Annotated in this window: 16 protein-coding genes; 10 read left to right on the top strand and 6 right to left on the bottom strand. The window is 60.1% G+C overall.

Annotated features, from left to right (window positions below; genetic code table 11):
* The first annotated feature begins 570 nt into the window (after positions 1 to 570).
* Positions 571 to 2,226: an AMP-binding protein gene (locus tag CAF53_RS19640; protein ID WP_197707488.1), complete on the top strand. Its 1,656-nt coding sequence runs from the start codon at positions 571 to 573 to the stop codon at positions 2,224 to 2,226.
* A gap of 136 nt (positions 2,227 to 2,362) precedes the next feature.
* Positions 2,363 to 3,247 (top strand): amidohydrolase family protein, encoded by an 885-nt coding sequence (locus tag CAF53_RS19635; protein WP_157801308.1) that lies wholly within the window; start codon positions 2,363 to 2,365, stop codon positions 3,245 to 3,247.
* A gap of 355 nt (positions 3,248 to 3,602) precedes the next feature.
* On the opposite strand, the gene CAF53_RS19630 is transcribed toward CAF53_RS19635, so the two are convergent.
* Positions 3,603 to 4,580: a LysR family transcriptional regulator gene (locus CAF53_RS19630; protein ID WP_100239284.1), complete on the bottom strand. Its 978-nt coding sequence runs from the start codon at positions 4,578 to 4,580 to the stop codon at positions 3,603 to 3,605.
* A gap of 378 nt (positions 4,581 to 4,958) precedes the next feature.
* On the opposite strand from CAF53_RS19630, the gene CAF53_RS19625 reads away from it, so the two are divergent.
* The 3 genes from CAF53_RS19625 to CAF53_RS19610 all read left to right on the top strand — a co-directional run bounded on the left by CAF53_RS19625 (position 4,959) and on the right by CAF53_RS19610 (position 7,237).
* Positions 4,959 to 5,717 (top strand): SDR family oxidoreductase, encoded by a 759-nt coding sequence (locus tag CAF53_RS19625; protein ID WP_197707487.1) that lies wholly within the window; start codon positions 4,959 to 4,961, stop codon positions 5,715 to 5,717.
* Between the two features lie 255 nt (positions 5,718 to 5,972).
* Positions 5,973 to 6,914 carry a 3-keto-5-aminohexanoate cleavage protein gene (locus CAF53_RS19615; protein ID WP_100239282.1) on the top strand — a complete coding sequence of 314 codons (942 nt, stop codon included), beginning with the start codon at positions 5,973 to 5,975 and terminating at the stop codon, positions 6,912 to 6,914.
* Positions 6,911 to 7,237: an NIPSNAP family protein gene (locus CAF53_RS19610; RefSeq protein WP_100239281.1), complete on the top strand. Its 327-nt coding sequence runs from the start codon at positions 6,911 to 6,913 to the stop codon at positions 7,235 to 7,237. Before CAF53_RS19615 ends, CAF53_RS19610 begins: the two co-directional genes overlap by 4 nt.
* Positions 7,238 to 7,302: 65 nt before the next feature.
* On the opposite strand, the gene CAF53_RS19605 is transcribed toward CAF53_RS19610, so the two are convergent.
* Entirely contained in the window at positions 7,303 to 9,579 is a 2,277-nt protein-coding gene (locus CAF53_RS19605; protein ID WP_100239280.1) for a TonB-dependent receptor, read from the bottom strand.
* A 155-nt stretch (positions 9,580 to 9,734) separates the two neighbouring features.
* On the opposite strand from CAF53_RS19605, the gene CAF53_RS28285 reads away from it, so the two are divergent.
* Both CAF53_RS28285 and CAF53_RS19595 read left to right on the top strand, forming a co-directional pair.
* Positions 9,735 to 9,971, top strand: a complete 237-nt coding sequence (locus CAF53_RS28285; RefSeq protein ID WP_242443530.1) for a hypothetical protein — start codon at positions 9,735 to 9,737, stop codon at positions 9,969 to 9,971.
* A 123-nt stretch (positions 9,972 to 10,094) separates the two neighbouring features.
* Positions 10,095 to 11,462 (top strand): FAD-binding oxidoreductase, encoded by a 1,368-nt coding sequence (locus CAF53_RS19595; protein WP_100239279.1) that lies wholly within the window; start codon positions 10,095 to 10,097, stop codon positions 11,460 to 11,462.
* A 127-nt stretch (positions 11,463 to 11,589) separates the two neighbouring features.
* Here the strand turns inward: CAF53_RS19595 and CAF53_RS28280 are convergent, their stop codons facing one another.
* Both CAF53_RS28280 and CAF53_RS19590 read right to left on the bottom strand, forming a co-directional pair.
* The gene (locus tag CAF53_RS28280; RefSeq protein WP_242443529.1) at positions 11,590 to 11,691 is read right to left on the bottom strand and encodes a hypothetical protein; all 102 of its coding nucleotides are present in this window, start codon (positions 11,689 to 11,691) and stop codon (positions 11,590 to 11,592) included.
* A complete protein-coding gene (locus tag CAF53_RS19590) occupies positions 11,652 to 12,263 on the bottom strand; it encodes a Crp/Fnr family transcriptional regulator (protein WP_242443528.1) in 612 nt (203 codons plus the stop codon). Before CAF53_RS19590 ends, CAF53_RS28280 begins: the two co-directional genes overlap by 40 nt.
* A 124-nt stretch (positions 12,264 to 12,387) precedes the next feature.
* Between CAF53_RS19590 and CAF53_RS19585 the strand changes: the two genes are divergently transcribed.
* Positions 12,388 to 15,888 (top strand): indolepyruvate ferredoxin oxidoreductase family protein, encoded by a 3,501-nt coding sequence (locus CAF53_RS19585; RefSeq protein ID WP_242443527.1) that lies wholly within the window; start codon positions 12,388 to 12,390, stop codon positions 15,886 to 15,888.
* 100 nt (positions 15,889 to 15,988) lie between these two features.
* On the opposite strand, the gene CAF53_RS19580 is transcribed toward CAF53_RS19585, so the two are convergent.
* Together CAF53_RS19580 and CAF53_RS19575 are read right to left on the bottom strand one after the other, a co-directional pair.
* Positions 15,989 to 16,746, bottom strand: a protein-coding gene (locus CAF53_RS19580; RefSeq protein ID WP_100237303.1) for an IS5 family transposase whose coding sequence is annotated in 2 segments (ribosomal slippage) — positions 15,989 to 16,410 and positions 16,410 to 16,746 — 759 coding nt in all. Because the reading frame shifts where the segments join, the coding sequence is not laid out codon by codon here.
* Between the two features lie 68 nt (positions 16,747 to 16,814).
* Positions 16,815 to 17,591, bottom strand: coding sequence for an IclR family transcriptional regulator (locus CAF53_RS19575; protein ID WP_100239278.1), 777 nt, complete (start codon positions 17,589 to 17,591; stop codon positions 16,815 to 16,817).
* 79 nt (positions 17,592 to 17,670) lie between these two features.
* On the opposite strand from CAF53_RS19575, the gene CAF53_RS19570 reads away from it, so the two are divergent.
* Both CAF53_RS19570 and CAF53_RS19565 read left to right on the top strand, forming a co-directional pair.
* Positions 17,671 to 18,456, top strand: a complete 786-nt coding sequence (locus tag CAF53_RS19570) for a fumarylacetoacetate hydrolase family protein (RefSeq protein ID WP_100239277.1) — start codon at positions 17,671 to 17,673, stop codon at positions 18,454 to 18,456.
* Positions 18,453 to 19,394 carry an acetaldehyde dehydrogenase (acetylating) gene (locus tag CAF53_RS19565; protein WP_046764242.1) on the top strand — a complete coding sequence of 314 codons (942 nt, stop codon included), beginning with the start codon at positions 18,453 to 18,455 and terminating at the stop codon, positions 19,392 to 19,394. Before CAF53_RS19570 ends, CAF53_RS19565 begins: the two co-directional genes overlap by 4 nt.
* Positions 19,395 to 19,398 lie beyond the last annotated feature (4 nt).

Raw genomic sequence — 19,398 nt, 5'->3', positions numbered from 1 at the left:
CGCTTCCTCCGATCGAGAAGCCGGGGACGCGTTCCCCGGCATTTTCTTTTGAGCGTATGTGATGACGTCCCCCCTTTTCTCCCGATTCACGATGTCCGTCGGCCAGACGGTTCGATCCCCGCTGTTCATCGGCGTGATCGTGGAGGTTCGTCTACTTCGGCGTCATGACATATTGACTTATAAGTCAGTTCAGGTGCATGCTGAATATACTCGTTGAGCCACAATGGTGGGTATTCCATTCGGCCGCAAAATTATTTGGTTTCTCTGTATTGATGGGATGTCAATGAAGGTTGGCCTCGCTCCGATTAGAATCCATTGATGCACCGGCCTATTCAGGATAGCGCCATGTTGGCGAGGGATTGGTGACGACATGGTCATATGAATGCTAATGTTCGTTACCATCATAATATCCATGTCCCTTCTGAGGATCTGGCTGAATTGAGTGGACCAACGATAGAGATCAAGGCCGATCGAGAAGAGCGGCTTCAGCGCTGGCGGGCCTGCGCTACGCGAAAGATTTAGCTCCCTGTAGCTTCGCTTGGCAGCGAGAACTCAATGGAGAGGTTACCGATGACGATCACCCGTAATGACACGATCCTCACGCCAGAATTGATCGAGAAATACACGGCCGCTGGCTACTGGACCGACAGAATATTGGCCGATGTGTTTCAGCAGAATGCGAGAGAGATTCCAGACAAGATCGCCTACAGCGACGTCCGATCGCAAGTCACATGGAGCGATCTGTGGAGGATCAGCGGGGAAGTCGCCTCCGGCCTTTCACGCCGCGGGGTTCGGGCAGGCCATGTGGTCTCGGTTCAGCTTCCGAACCGGATCGAGTTCATATTCATGCTGGCCGCAGTTGCTCGCCTGGGCGCCGTCTTCTGCCAATATCCGCCGGACTATCGCGCTGGCGAGGTCGAGTTCATCCTCCGCTTCTCGGAGGCGCACACGCTCGTGGTACCGGATCGGTTCCGGGATTTCGACTTTGTCGAGATGATCGATGATCTTCGGGATCGCCTTCCCCATTTGGTGAACAGCGTCGTCGTTCCGTTAGGCATAGCACCGCCAAAGCCTGCTGGAGACGGCTGGGTTACCCTCGATCAACTTCGTGGAGACTGCGACCTAGCCGACCCCGAACCTAACCATCCCGGAGATGCTAACGAGGTTATGCGCATAGCGTTCACCTCCGGCACCACCGGAGAGCCCAAGGCGGTGATGCATACGACAAACACGACATTATTTTGTCTCAAGCACGCAGCGGAGGTGCTCAAGATCGACCGCGATGCCAATGTTTTGGTGCTGATGCCCGTGGGCTTGAATATGGGGCTTTCTGCGGTGGTCTGCGCTGCTCTCGCTGGCGCGCACGCCGTTCTTATGGACAGATTCAATCCCGCTGCCACTTTGGACCTCATTGAAAAATACAGGATCACAACGTTTACGACCCCGCCCACCGCCCTCGTTGCAATCCTGAATGAAAACCTCGCCGACAGGAATCTCTCCAGTTTGCGCCTGGTGCAGACCGGAGGACAATCCACACTCGTGAAAGTGCTCAGGGAGGCAAATGAGCGGTTGGGTTGCCCGGTTATCGATATTTACGGGATGCTCGAGGTAGGTTTGACCTCGAGCACGGACGAGACGGAGCCCTATCAGGAGTGGGTCGGTACGGTCGGCCGGCCTTACCCCTTTATGGAAGTCCGAATTCTTGGTCCCGATGACCGCGACGTGCCGGTCGGAACCGAGGGTGAGATCGTGAAATCCGGTCCCACCATCATGGTCGGCTATTATCGTAATCCTGCCAAGAACGCCGAGAGCTGGACGTCGGACGGCTGGTTCCGATCCGGAGACCGCGGCTATATCGATCAGGCAGGAAGGCTGACAATCTCGGGCCGATCGAAGGATATGATCATCCATGGCGGGGCGAACATATGGCCCCGCGAACTCGAAGAAATATTGATCAAGCATCCGCATCTTGCCGACGTCGCGATGATAGGCATTCACGACGACTATTATGGCGAGAATGTCTGTGCCTGCGTCATACCGAAGGATGGTTCCGACATCCTATTGCAGGATGTCATCGACTTTATGAAGAGTGAGGTGGCGAAGTATAAACTTCCCCAACACCTTGAGATATTCTCTGAATTCCCGATCGGCCCCACCGGCAAGGTCGTCAAGCGAGAACTGGCCGATGAGGTGGAGCGTCGTCGCAAGGCGGCAGCCAACGGTTAAGAAGTGCCGGTCTGATCATCCGGGCGGGGACGCTCGTCATCTCCCGAGGGTCGCGTTCGAGACATCGCGCCTCGCGACGAATGCGCCGAGACGGGATGATAGGTCATCCGGCGGTAGATAAATGAAGGGACTACCCATGAGCACCATTCCTCCGCGAGTTTTTGACTTTCATTCCCACTGGGGTACTGAGCAGGGTTGGAAAGGGAGCCCGTTCGACAATCCGGAAGCTCGAGACGGCACGCGCAATTACTTCAAGTGGGACATGAAATTTGTCAGCGAGGAGGAGCAGGCGGCCCAGTTCCGGCGGGCCAACGCCAAAGTGATGCTGGATCTCGCCTACACCTACAAGATGGATGTCGGCGCCGTGAGAGATCAACACGACTACGCATTCGATTTCGCTCGCAAATATCCGGACGTGGTTCTCGGTAACTGGATCAGTATCGATCCGACACAAGCGGGACATGTGAAGGAACTGGAACGTTGTCTGAGCGACGGGCCAGGCTTGATCGGCATGGGACTTTATCCATTCTCTAAAGCGGGGCTTCCTGACAGTGCGGCGTGGGAAAAGTGCATCAATTTGTGTATCGACGCCAACCGACCGGTGTTGATGCTTACAGGCATGTCCGCCTCTGGTGTCGGCGTCCGGGGCGGCGGGGGGCTCACGCTTGAGGATTGCCATCCCCGCTACGTGGATCGCATCGCCGCCCGATACCCTGCTCTGAATGTGATCGCGGCTCGAGTGGCTTGGCCATGGCAATCTGAGATGATCGCGATTGCGTTGCACAAGGCCAACGTCTGGATGGAGCTTCACGGCTGGTCGCCCCGCTACTATTCGGAGGAACTCAAGCGCGAAATTGGCAAACGGCTACGAAAAAAAATATTCTTCGCAGCTGACTATCCGATGCTCACCCACGAACGGCTCGTGAAAGAGTGGCGCGAGCAGGGCTTCTCGTCCGAGGTCTTGGACGATGTATTTTCTGGGAACGCTGAATCGTTTCTCGCGTCCCTTGGGGTCAGTTGAAGAAGCGGGAATGATGGAGGGGCGTCCTTATCGCCGGATGTCAATGCGGCTTGGGATGGAGCCAACCCAAGGATGATCAATTCCGAGGCTGGTCGATTCAACGAACCTTTACCGAAGTGACCCGTGAAAAACGGCAGACGATTATCATGATGAAAATTGCGGTCGTTGGCGCAATCGGCGGAGCCAACTCGCAAGTCGCGCGAAAGTCGCTGAACGATATTGGCATGAGGAGGCGGTCGAGCTGCAACGGCGCGATCTTGGTGATGGCTCCAGCCCCCTGTCGGTGAAAATTTCGAGCCTGCGGGGGGCACAGTCGATGGATCATACAGGCACCCCATCAACTTGCCAGATCGAGTTATGCCATATTGTTCGTACTGCCGTCGGCATGGTTAGCTGTACCATGAGGCGCAGAAATGCCCGGTTGGTCCGACGCCAGGAGCATGTCGACGACCTCCCGGAGTATGCTGGAAAACGCCTTGGCCCCCGGCGTGCTTGGCCGATATGCCAAGGTCGCGATGGACCATATGCCGGGCGGCACGGCAATCTTAACAAATCGGACAATCTGTGGATCGAAGATCGGTTTCGCGCATTCCGAGAATATTGCTACCCCCACTCCCATGCCCTGGCGAACCGATTCCAATATCGCCCATAGGTTACCTTCCATTATGACATTCAGCCGCAACCCGTTGCGCGTCAACTCGTTGCTGAGCAGATCGTAGGCGAGCGAAGGAGGTGGCGGGAGCATGAGGGGCAGTTGTGCCAGTTCCGTGACGCCGATGACGTCCGGAATGCCTTCCAACAACCGATGGGCGCCGAAGACGCCGATATGGTCTGTCAGCAAGGGAGCAAGATCGACGCCACGCTGGCCGGGCCGGTTTCTTATGACAGCCAAGTCGAGATGGCGTTCAACCAGACGTTCATAGCATTCCTCGCCTTCCAGCAAGGACAGGTTCAATCGGGAGGAGGGATAGCGCGCACGATAGAGTTTTATCGCTTCACTGGTGATGAAGCCAGCCATCGACGGAGGCAATCCGACCGCGAGCGTGCCAACCGGTTCATTGTCGGCATCAGAAAGTCCGCGCGGGGTTTCCTCAATCTGCTTAAGGATGTCCTTGGCACGTGCCCGAAACTGGTCGCCGGACGGCGAAAGTTTGACCCCCCTCGCATGTCGGTAAAACAACCGTGCCCCAACTTGCCGCTCTAGCTCGGCCATCTCGCGACTGAGCACCGGTTGGGCAATGCGAAGCTGGAGCGCGGCGCGTGTGAAGCTGCCCGCCTCAGCAATCGTCAGAAAATGGCTCCACGAGCGGAGATTGAGCGAGGGCTCCAACATGTCCTCCTTCCTGTCGATCTGAACCGATATAGCTCCACGGCTATAGAAGAAATATAATTTATGCTCCTAGTGGGATAGCTCGCGGCCCTTATGCTGACAATGAATTAGTGAGGAGGTTGCTCGTGGACGGCTTTCCAGCCGGATTGGAGATCGGCGCACTTTCACCGATCGCATTATGGTTTCGGACGACGGCGAAGAGCTGACGGCCCAGGCGCGATCCTCCTCACCAAACTGCACCGCGGGGGCGGTCGAGGGTCTCAGTCCGGGGTCTGTCAGATCGATCTGCCGCTCCCGGGGCTGTGTTCGCGGCTTCACCTGGCACCCATCCTCACCAGCCCGTTTTTCCACGCATGCAAACAAAACAAGCGAGCAGAAAGAATGGATATGAAGATAAAGCCCAGTGTGTTGGTGACCGGTGGCAATCGCGGCCTTGGGCGTTCGATCGTCCTGTTGGCGGCGGCGCGTGGCTGGAACATAGCCTTCAGCTATCGACAGAACCGGGCAGAGGCAGAGGCGGTGGTCGAGGCCGCGGTGGAGACCGGCGTCGAAGCGATCGCGATCCAGGCGGACACCGCTGACAGATCGGCGGTCTTCGCGCTCGTTGACCAAGTGCGCGCGGCGTTCGGCCGCCTTGATGGCGTGGTGGCCAATGCCGGCGTCGGCGGTGCGCCACGCAGCATCGAAGATGTCGATGAGGATCATCTCGACGAAGTGTTCCGCATCAACGTTCTGGGCGTGATGTACACTGTGGGGGCGGCGACGCGGGCGATGTCGAAATTGCATGGAGGCAACGGTGGCTCGATAGTGCTGATGTCGTCGGCGGCCGCGCGCCACGGCGGCATGGTGAGAGAAGCGCATTATGCCGCGAGCAAGGGCGCGATCGACTCGCTCAATCATGCGCTCGCCAAGGAATTGCCGCCCCACGGCATTCGCATCAACACGCTACGCCCGGGGCTGATACGCACCGCCATCCATGATATTCACGGCGGCGAGGAGTTGATCGCCAAGGTGGAGCCGGGGATTCCCCTCGGCCGTGCGGGAGAGGCCGACGAGGTGGCCGAGGCGGCGCTGTTTCTTCTCGAAGACCGGTCGAGCTATGTGCATGGCGCGATCCTGGACGTCTCCGGCGGTCGTTGATGCGCGCTCCTGCCAGCGTCGAGGACTTTCGGGATGCGGCCCGCAAGCGTCTTCCGCCCATGCTGTTCGAATATCTCGACGGAGGCTCCTTCGCGGAGCAGCTCTTGGACCGTGTCGCCGCGATGGGCGGTGCCCCGGACACGTCCATGCCGTCGCACGAACACCCATCCCTCAATCGGATTTTCGATCAACTCGAACGTCGGAAGCGGTCGGATCGTCCATCAATCCCGTTGCTTTGAAATAAGGAGAGGCGTCATGGCGGCGCGCCAGTCTAAAGTCATCGTGACCTGTGCCATCACGGGGTCAATTCATACTCCAAGCATGTCACCCCATCTTCCGGTGACGCCCGAACGGATCGCCGCAGAGGCTGTGGCGGCCGCCAAGGCAGGGGCGTCCGTGGTCCATCTCCATGCGCGAAATCCGGAGACGGGACAGCCGAGCCAGGATCCGGATCTCTTCCGGAAATTCCTGCCCGAGATCCGCCGCCAAAGCGACGTGGTGATCAACATCACGACCGGCGGCGCGTTCACCATGACGGTCGAGGAGCGCCTGCAACCGGTGCTCCAGCTCAAGCCGGAAGTCGCCTCGCTCAACATGGGCTCGATGAATTTCGGGATCTTCCCGATGCTGGACCGGTTCAAGACGTTCCAGCACGACTGGGAGCGCCCCTATCTCGAAGGATCTAAGGATTGGGTGTTCAGGAATACATTCAAGGATATCCAGTACATCCTTGAATCATGTAGCGACAACGGCACATGTTTCGAGATAGAGTGCTATGACATCAGCCACCTGTACGCTGCGGCCTATTTCATCGACAAGGGCATCCTCAAGCCGCCACTGCTGATCCAGTCTGTCTTCGGCTTGCTGGGCGGCATCGGGCGGCATGCTGAAGACGTCCTCCATATGCGCCGCACGGCCGAACGTCTGTTCGGTGAGGACTATTACTGGTCGGTGCTGGGGGCGGGACGCAACCAGTTCCCGATCGCGACGATGGCAGCCTCCATGGGCGGCAACGTGCGGGTTGGTATCGAAGATTCGCTGTGGGCCGGTCCCGGCCGGCTTGCACAGTCGAACGCGGATCAGGTTCGCCGGATCGTGGACATCCTGCACGCCTTGGACCTGGACATAGCATCTCCGGAGGAAACACGCGCGATGCTGCGACTCAAGGGTATGGATCGGGAGGAATTTGGATCATGATAGTCGAACTGCGGATATATGAGGCGACACCTGGAAAGCTGGGCGCATTGCTCACGCGGTTCGAGACCGTCACCCTGCCCATCCTGACCCGGATCGGCATTCGTCAGATCGGATTCTGGACGACGCTGGTCGGAGAATCGGCCAATTCGCTGACCTACATGTTGCACTGGGAGAGCCTGGCCGAGCGAGAGAAGCTTTGGGCCCTCTTTCAAGCCGATCCGGAATGGATCGAGAAGAAGGCGGAAACGGAGCGGAACGGCGTTCTTGTAGCCGATGCGCGAAACGAATTCCTGTTGCCGACCTCCTTCTCTTCGTTGCGTTGAGGGGAAGGGCGATGAATGTGGGCGCTGTTGCTTCTCGCGCCCGAGATTCCTTTCGTTCATTGGGATCAGAACTTCCTGCCAACCTTGATGCCATACACCCGCGGCGGCAGGTAGGAAAACGTGATGACTCTCCCTACGAACACATTTCCCACAGAGCTGCCCGCCCGTACCAAGCGATCGGTCACATTGTTCACGTAAATGCTGGCAGACCAAGGACCGGAACCGTCGTAACGCAGGCTCATATTGCCCAGCGTATAGGCTGCCTGGCTGTTACGAAGATTGTTGTAAGGCGAAAAGAAAACGCGGGAGGATGTGAAGATCTCGCCACGTATGGTTACTCGTCCGTCGCCAGCATCTGCCCCATATTCCGCGCCAATTCTGGCGGTCCACTTCGGCGCGTTGGAAAGAAGGTGGCCCGCCTGGTTCGGGTCCTGTGACGGGTCGTTTGGATTGAACGCAAGATAGGATGTGAATCGAGCGTGGTTGTACGCGCCAAAGCCATCGAAGCTGAGATGCTCACCGGCTTTCAGGCGGAACTCCACTTCAACGCCATCAACCTTGGCCGTTGCCGCATTGTCTATGACAGTCGCGAGAGAGGGGCCTACCCGGCCGACTTGCAGGTTTTTGTAGTCGTAGTGATAGGCCGAGATATTCGTGGTCAACGCTCGGTCGAACCAATCTGCCTTCAGGCCAGCCTCATAGCTCCAGATGGTTTCGGGCGCGAAAGCGGGGGTAACGGCGCCAATTGCAAAGCCGCCACTCTTGAACCCCTTTTGAACCGTAACATAAAGCATCTTGCGGGGATCGATCTTGTACTGCGCACTGAACTTGGGGGTGAAGGCGTTGAACTTCACCATGTCCGGCAACCCTTGACAAGTGACGCAGGGTATGGCTGCGGTCGGGGCAGCCTGGCGCGCCACCATGTTGACCGGTCCGTTGGTGAAAGTGAACTCGTTCTCCAAGCGCCGCTTCTCATTGGAGTAGCGCCCGCCCACCGTCAGTGTCAGCGTCGGTGTGACGTGGTAGCTCAGTTCGCCAAAGGCTGCGTAAGCGTCGGTGAATTGCGTGCCTCCCTGGAAAAAAACCGATACGGTCGGGGCGGCGAACAGCGGGAAGTGTCCGTTCGCTCGAGCATAATTCTTCTCATGGAAGTAATAGCCGCCCACAATCCAATCGACGGCCCCGCCGCTATGCCCGAGTTGAAGTTCCTGCGAGAAGGTTCTGTAGGTCTCCTCGCGCGTGATGAAGGCGCCAGGCTGCGCCGTCCCGTCGAGATCGGCTATGAAGTAGGAGCTGCCGTTGCGGTAGCCGCTGATCGAGGTCAAGTCGGCGAACGGCAGCTCCACCTTCGCCGTCAACAGCACGCTGGACTGTTCGGGTCGGTAACCCGCCTGCTGGTCCTCGTCGACGTCCCGGGGATCGGCCGGGAGAGAGTAGCCACGATTGGTTGCGGCAAAGGCGTTACAGGTGGCGGTCACGCATCCGGCGATGTGAAATGCGCCGGCACTGTCGTCTCGCTTGAAATACTCCCCGACCAGAAGCAGATCGACGGTCGAGTTAGGACGAAAGTTGAGCGAACCCCGGACCGCCCTGCTTTTCAAATCATCGATGCCTTTTCCGTTGTAGATGTTGGTGCCGAAGCCATCCGCCTCCTCGACTTTGGCGGCAATGCGCGCAGTCAGCACGTCGCCCGCAATCGGCCCGCTGACGGCGCCCTCAACCGAGAGCGCGTTATAGTTGCCGTACGAGGCATTGATATAACCCTCGGGCTCGCTGGTTGGCCTGCTGGAGATGAGGTTGACAGCGCCACCTGTCGCGTTGCGTCCATATAAGGTGCCCTGTGGACCGCGCGCGATCTCGATCCGATCGACGTCGAACAGCGCCGAAAGCGCAGCTGCGGGCCTCGACTGATAGACGCCGTCGCTGTGTATTGCCACACTGCCGTCCGCGCCGGCGGTGATGACGTCATAGCCGATGCCGCGAATACTGACGACGCCGGCCCCGCTACGCAGCGAGATGTTGACGTTCGGCGCCATGGTCTGAAGGTCCATGACGTTGCTGACCGGTGTACGGCCCAGGGCGTCGGCGGACAAAGCCGTCACCGCCAACGGAATGTCCTGCAATCGCTGCGATCGTCGCTGCGCGGTCACGATAATGTCGCTGAGCAACTGAGCGGGCGGTGTGTCCGCCGACGAATGTTGAACATCAGCCGGCGATGAAGGCATGGTCTGAGCCGCCGCCGGACAGATGCCGAGGGAGGCGATCGCGAGTGCGATCAACGAGGGCGCGGATATTTGGTTGGCGACGCGAGGCGTAACTGTGAGATTTCGATTGTTCATCATGAACCTCTCCCTGACTTCGGGCCGGGTCAATCCGGCCGCTCTTTATGTGCAATATTCTTATAGTAGCGTCTCAAGGAGGCGCCGTTCGCACCAGAGTAGTAATTGATATATGCGTAATAGCTCTGCGGTTATGGGTCCGGTGCCACCGGCGCGACATGCATGAGCGTTACGGCAAATGGAACTCGGTCTATGTCCGCTTCCGGCGCTTGGCGGAGCTGGGCGTCTGGGGCGCACTGCTGCAAACGCTGGTCGAACCCGGGCTGGCCGGTGGAAAGGCTTCGGATCATACCGCCACCGGGTCCCTCATGGCTCTGGTCCACCAATCCCGATCACGTCAAGCCGATCATGCACCAGCAATCAAGCCGGACCACTCGGTGGGTGTCGATCAATGATATGCAAGATTGACGGCGCCGCGGTCCTGAGTTCGCGGTCGACGGGCCGGATTCCCGCTTTGAGATATTCGGCATAGCCGATAAGGTGGTCCGATGCCCCCTCACACTTCGGAATTAAGCGAAATGAATATTGTCGAGGACTTGACGAAAATCGTCGGCGTTCAAAATGTTTTGACGGGCGAAATGGTCAGCCAGCGATTAGACTGCTACCTTCCGGCTCATGCGATGGAAGCCTTGTGCGTCGTTCGCCCCGAGACGACCGGCCAGGTTTCCATGATTGCCGCTTATTGCGATCGTCATGGCCTCGCGCTCGTCCCGCAAGGGGGCCGCACCGGCCTTGCCGGGGGTGCCTATACAAGACCCGGCGATATCGCCTTGTCACTCGAACGAATGACCACGATCTGTCCTGTGGAACGGTCAGGGCTGACAATCGAAGTGGAAGCGGGCGCCACCCTTCAAGCCGTGCAAGAGGCGGCGAGCGCCGCGGATCTGCTCTATCCCGTCGATCTGGGCGCGCGGGGGTCGGCGACCATCGGCGGTACGATCGCGACTAACGCAGGCGGCAATTCCGTCCTTCGTTACGGCATGACCCGCGATCAGGTTCTCGGACTTGAGGTTGTCCTCGCCGACGGAACCGTGTTGAGTTCGATGAATCGACTGATCAAAAACAACGCCGGATTTGATCTGAAGCAGATGTTCGTCGGGTCCGAGGGGACGTTGGGAATCATTACCCGGGCGGTGCTCCGGCTGAGACCGAATGCCGGTCTCAAGGCAACCGCTTTCATCGGTCTTTCAAGTTTCGATGCTGTCCTCGAACTGTTCGCGCTTGCGGCAGCCGAGGCGGACGGGGCGCTCTCAAGTTACGAAGTCATGTGGCCCTCGTTCGTCGACGCCGTGGTTGGGCGAGGCAATCATCGGTCTCCACTGGAAAACGCGCACGCCCTTTACGTTTTAATCGAGATCGAATCGCATCGTGCCGACGCGTTGATCAGCCAGGTGGTCACCTCAGGCTGGGAGCGGGGGCTGATTGACGATGCCTCTATTGCTCAGAATATCGGCCAAGCCAATTCATTTTGGGCGATTCGCGACGACATCGACACGCTTTGTGCCGGATCAGATCCGATTTTACTATATGATATCAGTCTTCCGCAAACGCATATGAAAAGCTATATTGATAGCCTGCAAGATAATCTGCATATTTATTTGCAAAATGCAAAAATGTTCGTTTTCGGGCATGTCGCCGACGGTAATCTGCACCTTGTCATTCGACCGGGCGAGCACGGACATCATGATGCGATCGATGCTCTGGTTTATTTGCCGCTCGAAGCGATTGGCGGGAGCATTTCCGCCGAACATGGTATCGGTTTGGAGAAGCGCTCCTATTTGCATTGCAGCCGTACCGAAGCGGAAATCGACACGATGGTGAGGCTGAAGCGGGCCCTGGATCCGCGTTCGACACTCAATCCTGGTAAAGTGATGCCGCTGTCATAAAATCTGTGCGGGGTTACAAAATCTATTGTGGTCGACCGTGAAGACCCCGCCGTGTCCGAGAGCGAGTGCAGATGATCTGATCGAGCGCGGGTCGGAACAGCTTCTCCGCGCCATGCCCGGCTGCGGATCACTCCGACGATAGCATCGATCGCAACCGATCAGTGGAAAGGACGATTATCTGCCCTCCGCTCAAAGTGACCAGCCCATCGGCCTGAAACTGCTGAAGCACCTTGTTGACCGTCTGACGTGATCCCCCACCATAAGCGCCAACTCGCTTTGCGTCAGCGGGACGGACAGCGCGATGCCGGCGGATGTTGGGCGGCCGAAGCTGCGCGTCGTGGCGAGGATGCGACTGGCGACACGCGCGGAAATGGCCTCAAGATGGGCATCTGCGAACAGCCCGCTCAGGAGTCGCATGTGACGCGTAGCCAGGCGAATGAGCGCGTCATCAAATTCCCGATACATGCTTCGCAGTTGGCCAAACCCTACCCGACCAAGCATCTCTACCTCGCACGCTTCATGCGCCTCGGCGGTTTGCGGGCGCATCTCCCCATCGACGAGGCTGCTCGTGCCGAAGCAATCTCCCGGCTGGAAAAGCAGATATAGAAGTTCACGGCCGTCCGAGCGGGCAACCGACAGTCGTACAGCACCCGACACCAGCCGATACATCTGGTTGCCAGGATCCCCTTGGCTGTAAATCAGTTCGCCGGGATTGAAATGTCGGCTTCGGGCCGCGGCATGAAATGCTTCGCACGCGCGCTCGGGAAGCCACTGCAATAGATCAAAGGGGGAAGCAGACATCCTCTTTCTCAAATCGCTATTGGTCTCGTTCCAACATACACGGTTTTGCTGCCTTGTCGCCTAGGCGACAGCGGCGGGGCCGGAGTCTGGACTATGCCCTATCAAACAAGTTGGGAGAGATTTTTTGACGCGTGCAATCGACCCCGCCAAGTTGCGAGCGGCCCGCCTGGACGACAAATGGACCGTCGAGAATGGCCGGGTTGTCTTGAATGGAAACCAGGCTATCGCAAGGGTTCTGCTAGCCCAAGCGGCGCTCGATCGTCGGGCCGGGCTTCGCACGGCCGGCTATATAACCGGCTATCGGGGCTCGCCGCTAGGCAATGTCGATACGACGCTCTGGTCGATCGGAGACAGGCTGAAGGCGGCTGGAATCCTGTTCCAGCCGGGCGTGAACGAGGATCTCGCCGCGACGGCGGTCCGTGGCACACAACAGTTCGATCAGGTGCCCGGACCCAAGGTCGAAGGCGTATTCGCCGCCTGGTACAGTAAGGGTCCGGGCGTCGACCGCTCGGGCGATGCCTTGAAGCATGGCAATTTCGCTGGCGCACACCGCAATGGTGGCGTGCTGTTATTCTATGGCGATGATCATGCCGGCAAGTCGTCCACCGTCGCCCATCATAGCGAGCAGGCGATGGCGGCGAGCCTCATCCCCTCGCTCTACCCCGCCGACGTCTCCGAGTTACTCGAATTCGGCCTGCTCGGCTTCGCGCTCTCGCGCTATTCGGGCAGTTGGGTGGCCATGAAGTGCGTCAACGATGTCGCGGAACAGACCGCAACTGTCGATCTGGCGCTGGATGATTTCGCGCCGGTGCTGCCGCCGCTAGGCGAGGATGAGATCGCGGCGGTGCATAGCCGCCAGGGGGCGTTCGACCCGTTGGGCGAGGAGCGCGTGGTGGTGGAGCGGCGGCTGCCGCTGGTACATGCCTTCATACGCGCAAATGGCATCGACCGTCCCATGATCGCCGCCGAAACGCGCAGGCTCGGCATCGTCACAGCGGGCAAGGCCTATGGCGACACGCGCGCAGCGCTCGCCCTCCTTGGGCTGGGCGACCATGCGGCTGCGGCCACCGGCATCTCACTCTACAAGGTCGGATGTATCTGGCCACTGGAACCCGATGGCCTCGCCGCCTTCGCGCGTGGGCACGAAACCCTGCTCGTCGTGGAGGAGAAGCGCCCCTTCCTGGAGGAACAGCTCGCCGCTCTCCTCATCAACGAGGCCGATCGCCCGCTGGTGATCGGCAAGCGCGATGAGAGCAAAGCGCCGCTCCTTTCGGCCACCGATCCGCTCGATCCGGTAAGCATCGCCCGCGCGATTGCCGGCCGGCTGGAGCGGCTCGGACGGCTGGATGACGCGACGCGCGCGGCACGCGACGCGTTGGCCGGCGGAGGCGGCAACAGCGGACCCGCGCCCCGGCGCACGCCCTATTTCTGTTCGGGCTGTCCGCACAACCGGTCTACTCGGTTGCCCGACGGCAGCATCAGCATGACCGGCATCGGCTGCCACACGATGGTCAGTTTCGTGCGGCCGGAGCAGGCTCTGTTGCCGACCCAGATGGGCGGCGAGGGCGGCAACTGGCTTGGCCTGGCGCCCTACACCGAAACGCCGCACATCTTCCAGAACATGGGCGACGGCACCTATTATCATTCGGGGCTGCTCGCCATCCGCGCCGCCGTCGCCGCCAGGGCCAATATCACCTACAAGATCCTTTACAACGACGCGGTCGCGATGACGGGCGGCCAGCCCGTGGACGGGCCGATCTCGGTGGCCCAGATCGCGCGGCAGGTGCGCGATGAAGGCGTCGAACGGATCGTCGTCGCGAGCGACGAGCCATCACGCCATCGGGGCGACGCCGGCTTCCCCCGGAACGTCGAAATCCTCCACCGCGATCGGCTGGACGACATTCAGCGCGCGCTGCGCGAAACGCCCGGATGCACCGTGCTGATCTACGAGCAGACCTGCGCGGCGGAAAAACGGCGCCGGCGCAAGCGCGGCACTTTTCCCGATCCGGCGCAGCGCCTGTTCATCTCCAGGGAGGTTTGCGAGGGATGCGGCGACTGCTCGGTTCAGTCGACTTGCGTCAGCCTGGTGCCGGTCGAGACGCCATTCGGTCGCAAGCGCGCGATCGACCAGTCGAGCTGCAACAAGGATTTCAGCTGCCTCAACGGCTTTTGCCCGTCCTTCATCACCGTTCGCGGAGCGGAGCCGCGCAAGCCCGACGCGCTGGCGATCGACGAATCGATACTGGAAACCCTGCCGGAACCCGAGGTTGCGCGGCGCGGCCGGGACTTCAATCTGATGGTGGCGGGCATTGGCGGCACCGGCGTGGTCACTGTCGGTGCGCTGATCGGCATGGCCGCGCATCTGGAAGGCAAGGCCATGTCGCTGTTCGACATGACCGGCCTCAGTCAAAAGAATGGCGCGGTCTACAGCCATATCCGCATCGGCAGCGATCCCACGACCATCGTCACCCAAAGGGTCGGGCGCGGCGAGGCCGACCTGATCCTCGCCTTCGATGTGGTCGCGGCGGTGGCGCCCGAAGCAGCCGACACGATCGGCGCCGGCCGCACGCGGGTGATCGCCAACGCCGATGTGGAACCCACCGTCGCCTTCCAGTTCGACCGCGATGCAACCGCGGATCCGACCCTGCTGCTCGGCCGGTTGAGGCGCGCAGCGGGCGAGGGGAATCTACTGCCCGTTCCCGCCTCCGAACTTGCGCTCGCCTTCCTCGGCGACAGGATGGGAACCAACCTGTTCCTGCTCGGCATCGCCGCGCAGCAGGGATCGTTGCCGGTCGGCATCGCCGCGATCGAGCGAGCGATTACCCTCAACGGCGTCGCGGTCGACTTCAATCTGAAGGCGTTCCGGCTCGGCCGGCTCCACGCGGTCGAGCCGAACCGCCTGCCCGAACTCATCGCCGCAAGCCGCGGCGATTCCGCCGCCCCGCCGCAGACGCTTGCCGAAATCATGGTGCATCGTGCCACCCATCTGGAGGCCTATCAGGATCGGGCGCTGGCCGAACGCTACCGCGCTTTCGTCGCGCGCGTCGCGGCGGCCGAGCACGCGATCCGGCCGGGGGACGAAGCCATCGCCCGCACCTTCGCGCGCAGCTACGCAAAGCTGCTCGCCTACAAGGACGAGTATGAGGTCGCGCGCCTGCTGACGCGGCCGGAACTGCATGCCGAGATCGCGCGCACGTTCCAGGACGGCGCGAAGATCAGTTTCAACCTTGCGCCGCCTATCTTCACGCGGCCGGGCGTGGGCGGCCGCCCCGCCAAGTGTGCGTTCGGGCGCTGGATGCTGACGGCAATGCGCGTGCTGGCGCGCATGAAGCGCCTGCGCGGCACCTGGCTCGATCCGTTTGGCTGTACTGGCGAGCGACGCGACGAGCGCGCACTGATCGCGGAATATGAGGCGTTGGCCGAGCGCATGCTCACGACGCTCGCGCCTGGAAACCACGCAGCGGTTGCGCGCCTGCTCGCATTGGCCGACGAGGTTCGCGGCTACGGCCCGGTCAAGGCGGGCGCGATCGAGCGCTACCGCCGTGATGTGGCGGCGGCGGAAGCCGCGTTGTCGGACGTGCAGGATAGGGACACGGGGGCTGGCCGTCGCAGCGCAGCAACCTGAACGGAGCCGGCGCTTGCCGCAAAGTGACTTGGGAGACCAAGGCGTCGATTGATTGTGGCCCAGCCGTGTCGTGTAAACCTCGACTAAGGTCTGTGGACATTTACCGACAAGCGATGAGTGTAGCGATTAGGTTGAGGTTGGCTTTGAAGCTGCCATCGGTTTTGTCGTATCTGGTTGCGATACCACGAAATTCCTTGATCTTGGCGAAGTAGTTTTCGACGAGGTGGCGCCATTTGTACATTTGGGCGTCGTAGTCGATGCAAGCTTTGCGATGCTTGCGCGGCGGGATGACGGCTTGCGCCTCTCGTTCGGCGAGTTCCGTGCGTAGCCAATCGGCGTCAAAGGCCTTGTCAGCGAGCAAGGCGTCGAACGTCAGCCCCTCGATCAACGGCCTGACGCCCATGATATCGTTGCGTTGCCCCGGCATCAGAACAAAACGCACCAGATTGCCCAGCGCATCGACCAGAGCCATGATCTTGGTCGTCAGCCCACCCTTCGATCTCCCGATGGCCTGATTGTGAGTCCCCCTTTAGCGCCGGTCGCCTTCTGGTGAACGGAAACAATCGTGCCATCGATGAGCGCATATTCCATATCGGGATCGTCCGACACAGCCTCGAAAAGCCGGTCGAACACGCCATCGCGCGCCCAGCGTCGAAACCTGCGGAAGTTGCTGTTCCAATTGCCAAACCCGGATGGAAGGTCGCGCCACGGCAGACCCGCGCGAACCCGCCAGAATACTGCCTCCAGAAATAAGCGCGTGTCCGCCGCCGTCACACCACGGTCTGTCACTTTGCCGGGAAGCAACCCCTCAAGTCGTTCCCACATCGCATCACTGATAACAAAACGGTTCGGGTCCATGTTCGCGCTCCCAAAAGGAGCTTGAATCACTTCTCAGCCAAAAAGAAAATCCCTATTGTCCACAGACCTTAGAGCTGCAACATGTCGGAAAAAGGTTGCAGCCTAAGTTCGATCTCGATTGCCGCCGCGCGTAGACGGGCGAAATAGGCCTGGGGACGCACGGGGCCTCCCTTGTGCGTCACGACCAACGAGATCGCCGCGATCACGCGCCCTTCCAGTTGGATTGGCACGGCTATGCACACCAAACCCGGCAAGATTTCCTGCTCGTCCAGTGCATAACCGGATCGTCGGATGCGATCGAACTCCGCCGAAAGCGCCTCAGGCGTTGTCAGCGTGTGAGGCGTGAGAGCGACGAAAGTCCCGGATGAAAGATAATCATTGCGCTGGGGCTCGGGCATATGAGCAAGCAATGCTTTCCCCAGGCCGGTGCAATATGCCTCCAGTTGCATGCCTTGGCGCGACAAGGCGTGATCCTCGGCATCGCCCTCCTTGATCAGATAGGTCATCATGCCATCTTCCAGCACGCCCAGGTGACAGATGCGACTGGTGCGACGCGATAGCTTTGCCAGGATCGGGGCAGCGATCTGCACGAGGATCCTGTTCGTTTCGTTCTCGGGGCGGGCCAGCCGCCGCAACGTCGGGCCGCTGATATAACGACCGCGGCTGACGGGCACGATGAAGCCCGCCTGTTGAAGACCCGTCAAAAGCCGATGCGCCGTTGAAAGAGGTAGGCCCGCGGCGGACGCCAAGGCTGACATCGATGCAAAGTCACCCTCAAGAGCATGGACGAGCAGGGCAAGGGACTTGTCGACGGATAAGGGCGGCGATGTCCGACTGAGACTCATGCGACTTTATTCCGCATCGTGGGAAGTTTTGGCAAGGCGAGATTGCCCTTGTCTCATAGTGCTGCATAGTGATTTTCCTATGAGCAGAAACCTCGACCTCGTGGCACGGATGCTGCGCGATGCGTATCACGGCCCTCCCATCGCTCCCCTGCGGGATTTCCTCGACCCTCTTGATGCCGAGGGTGCTTATGCCGTGCAGGCCATAAACACCAAATATTGGGAAGCCGAGGGGCGAAAGCTTGTCGGCCGCAAGATCGGCCTGACGGCCGATTCGGTCCGCCGGCAGCTCGGTGTCGATCAGCCCGATTTCGGCGCCTTGTTCGCGGACATGGAAATTCCTGACGGAGGCGTGCTCGACCTGGCGCAGGTCATCCACCCCAAGGCCGAGGCGGAAATTGCTTTCATCATGGGCCGCGATCTTGACGATCCAGACGCATCGCTGGAGACGGTCATCGCCGCCATCGACAAGGCGGTTCCCTCTATCGAGATCGTCGATAGCCGTATCGCGGATTGGCAGATCACCTTTGCCGATACCGTCGCGGACAATGGCTCCTCGGCCTTTTTCGTGCTTGGAACCGACCCCCTCCCGCATGCCGAACTCGATCTTTACAGCTGCGGCATGGTGACGGAAGTGAACGGCTCCGTCGCATCGGTGGGTTCTGGCGCTGCGTGCCTCGGCCACCCCTATCATTCGGTGCATTGGATCGCCCGGATGCTGGCGAAGCTCGGCGAACCCCTGCGGGCGGGCGACATCCTGCTGTCGGGCGCGCTTGGTCCGATGGTGACACTTGCACCCGGAGATCATGTGCGGATCCACATCGGTGGCATCGGCAGCTGCTCTTTAACTTATGGATCGAAATCATGACCGATAAAATCAAGGCGGCGATTATCGGATCGGGCAATATCGGCACCGATCTGATGATCAAGATGATCAAATATCCCCAGAATATGGAGCTTGTCGCGGTCGTCGGCATCGATCCGGCATCCGAAGGCCTGGCGATGGCACGCGAACACGGTATCGCGACGACCCACGAGGGCATCGAGGGACTGAAGAAGCTGCCCTGCTATCCGGAGATCGGCATCGCGTTCGACGCGACCAGCGCCTATGCGCACAAGGTGCATGACGAAGCCCTGCGCGCGGACGGTATTCAGGTGGTCGACCTCACTCCTGCGGCGATTGGCCCGTTCACCGTACCGCCGGTCAATATGCACGCGAACCTCGAATCGCCGAACGTCAACATGGTGACATGCGGCGGTCAGGCGACGATCCCGATGGTCGCGGCAGTCAGCCGCGTGGCAAAAGTGCATTATGCGGAGATCGTCGCGTCGGTGTCCTCGCGTTCTGCCGGTCCCGGCACACGCGCCAATATCGACGAGTTCACGCGCACCACCGCCAATGCCATCGAGAAGGTCGGCGGCGCTGAGGTGGGCAAGGCAATCATCATCCTCAATCCCGCAGAGCCGCCGATGATCATGCGCGATACGGTCTTCACGCTGTCCGAAGGCGCCGACGAAGAGACCATCCGCCGGTCCGTGCAGGACATGGTCGCCGAAGTGCAGAAATATGTTCCCGGATATCGGCTCAAGCAGGAAGTGCAGTTCGAGCGGTTCGGCGACAATAACAAGCTGAAGATCCCCGGCCGGGGCGAGTTCACCGGCGTCAAGACGATGATCCTGCTCGAGGTCGAAGGCGCGGGCGACTATCTGCCCTCTTATTCCGGCAATCTCGACATCATGACCGCCGCCGCCAAGGCGACCGGCGAACTGCTGGCAGAGCGGCGCATGGCCGCTGCCGCCGCCTGACGGA

Origin of the sequence: Sphingobium sp. LB126, from assembly GCF_002795205.1 — a bacterium.
Classification (GTDB): domain Bacteria; phylum Pseudomonadota; class Alphaproteobacteria; order Sphingomonadales; family Sphingomonadaceae; genus Sphingobium; species Sphingobium chungbukense.
The sequence above is the reverse complement of the archived record's forward strand: the minus strand, read 5'-3'. Positions and strand labels throughout refer to the sequence as shown.

Bases quoted from the DNA above. Each gene is read 5' to 3' on its own strand.
- CAF53_RS19640 (WP_197707488.1), top strand. From the start codon at position 571: ATGACGATCACCCGTAATGACACGATCCTCACGCCAGAATTGATCGAG.
- CAF53_RS19635 (WP_157801308.1), top strand. From the start codon at position 2,363: ATGAGCACCATTCCTCCGCGAGTTTTTGACTTTCATTCCCACTGGGGT.
- CAF53_RS19630 (WP_100239284.1), bottom strand. From the start codon at position 4,580: ATGTTGGAGCCCTCGCTCAATCTCCGCTCGTGGAGCCATTTTCTGACG.
- CAF53_RS19625 (WP_197707487.1), top strand. From the start codon at position 4,959: ATGGATATGAAGATAAAGCCCAGTGTGTTGGTGACCGGTGGCAATCGC.
- CAF53_RS19615 (WP_100239282.1), top strand. From the start codon at position 5,973: ATGGCGGCGCGCCAGTCTAAAGTCATCGTGACCTGTGCCATCACGGGG.
- CAF53_RS19610 (WP_100239281.1), top strand. From the start codon at position 6,911: ATGATAGTCGAACTGCGGATATATGAGGCGACACCTGGAAAGCTGGGC.
- CAF53_RS19605 (WP_100239280.1), bottom strand. From the start codon at position 9,579: ATGATGAACAATCGAAATCTCACAGTTACGCCTCGCGTCGCCAACCAA.
- CAF53_RS28285 (WP_242443530.1), top strand. From the start codon at position 9,735: ATGCATGAGCGTTACGGCAAATGGAACTCGGTCTATGTCCGCTTCCGG.
- CAF53_RS19595 (WP_100239279.1), top strand. From the start codon at position 10,095: ATGAATATTGTCGAGGACTTGACGAAAATCGTCGGCGTTCAAAATGTT.
- CAF53_RS19590 (WP_242443528.1), bottom strand. From the start codon at position 12,263: ATGTCTGCTTCCCCCTTTGATCTATTGCAGTGGCTTCCCGAGCGCGCG.
- CAF53_RS19575 (WP_100239278.1), bottom strand. From the start codon at position 17,591: ATGAGTCTCAGTCGGACATCGCCGCCCTTATCCGTCGACAAGTCCCTT.
- CAF53_RS19570 (WP_100239277.1), top strand. From the start codon at position 17,671: ATGAGCAGAAACCTCGACCTCGTGGCACGGATGCTGCGCGATGCGTAT.
- CAF53_RS19565 (WP_046764242.1), top strand. From the start codon at position 18,453: ATGACCGATAAAATCAAGGCGGCGATTATCGGATCGGGCAATATCGGC.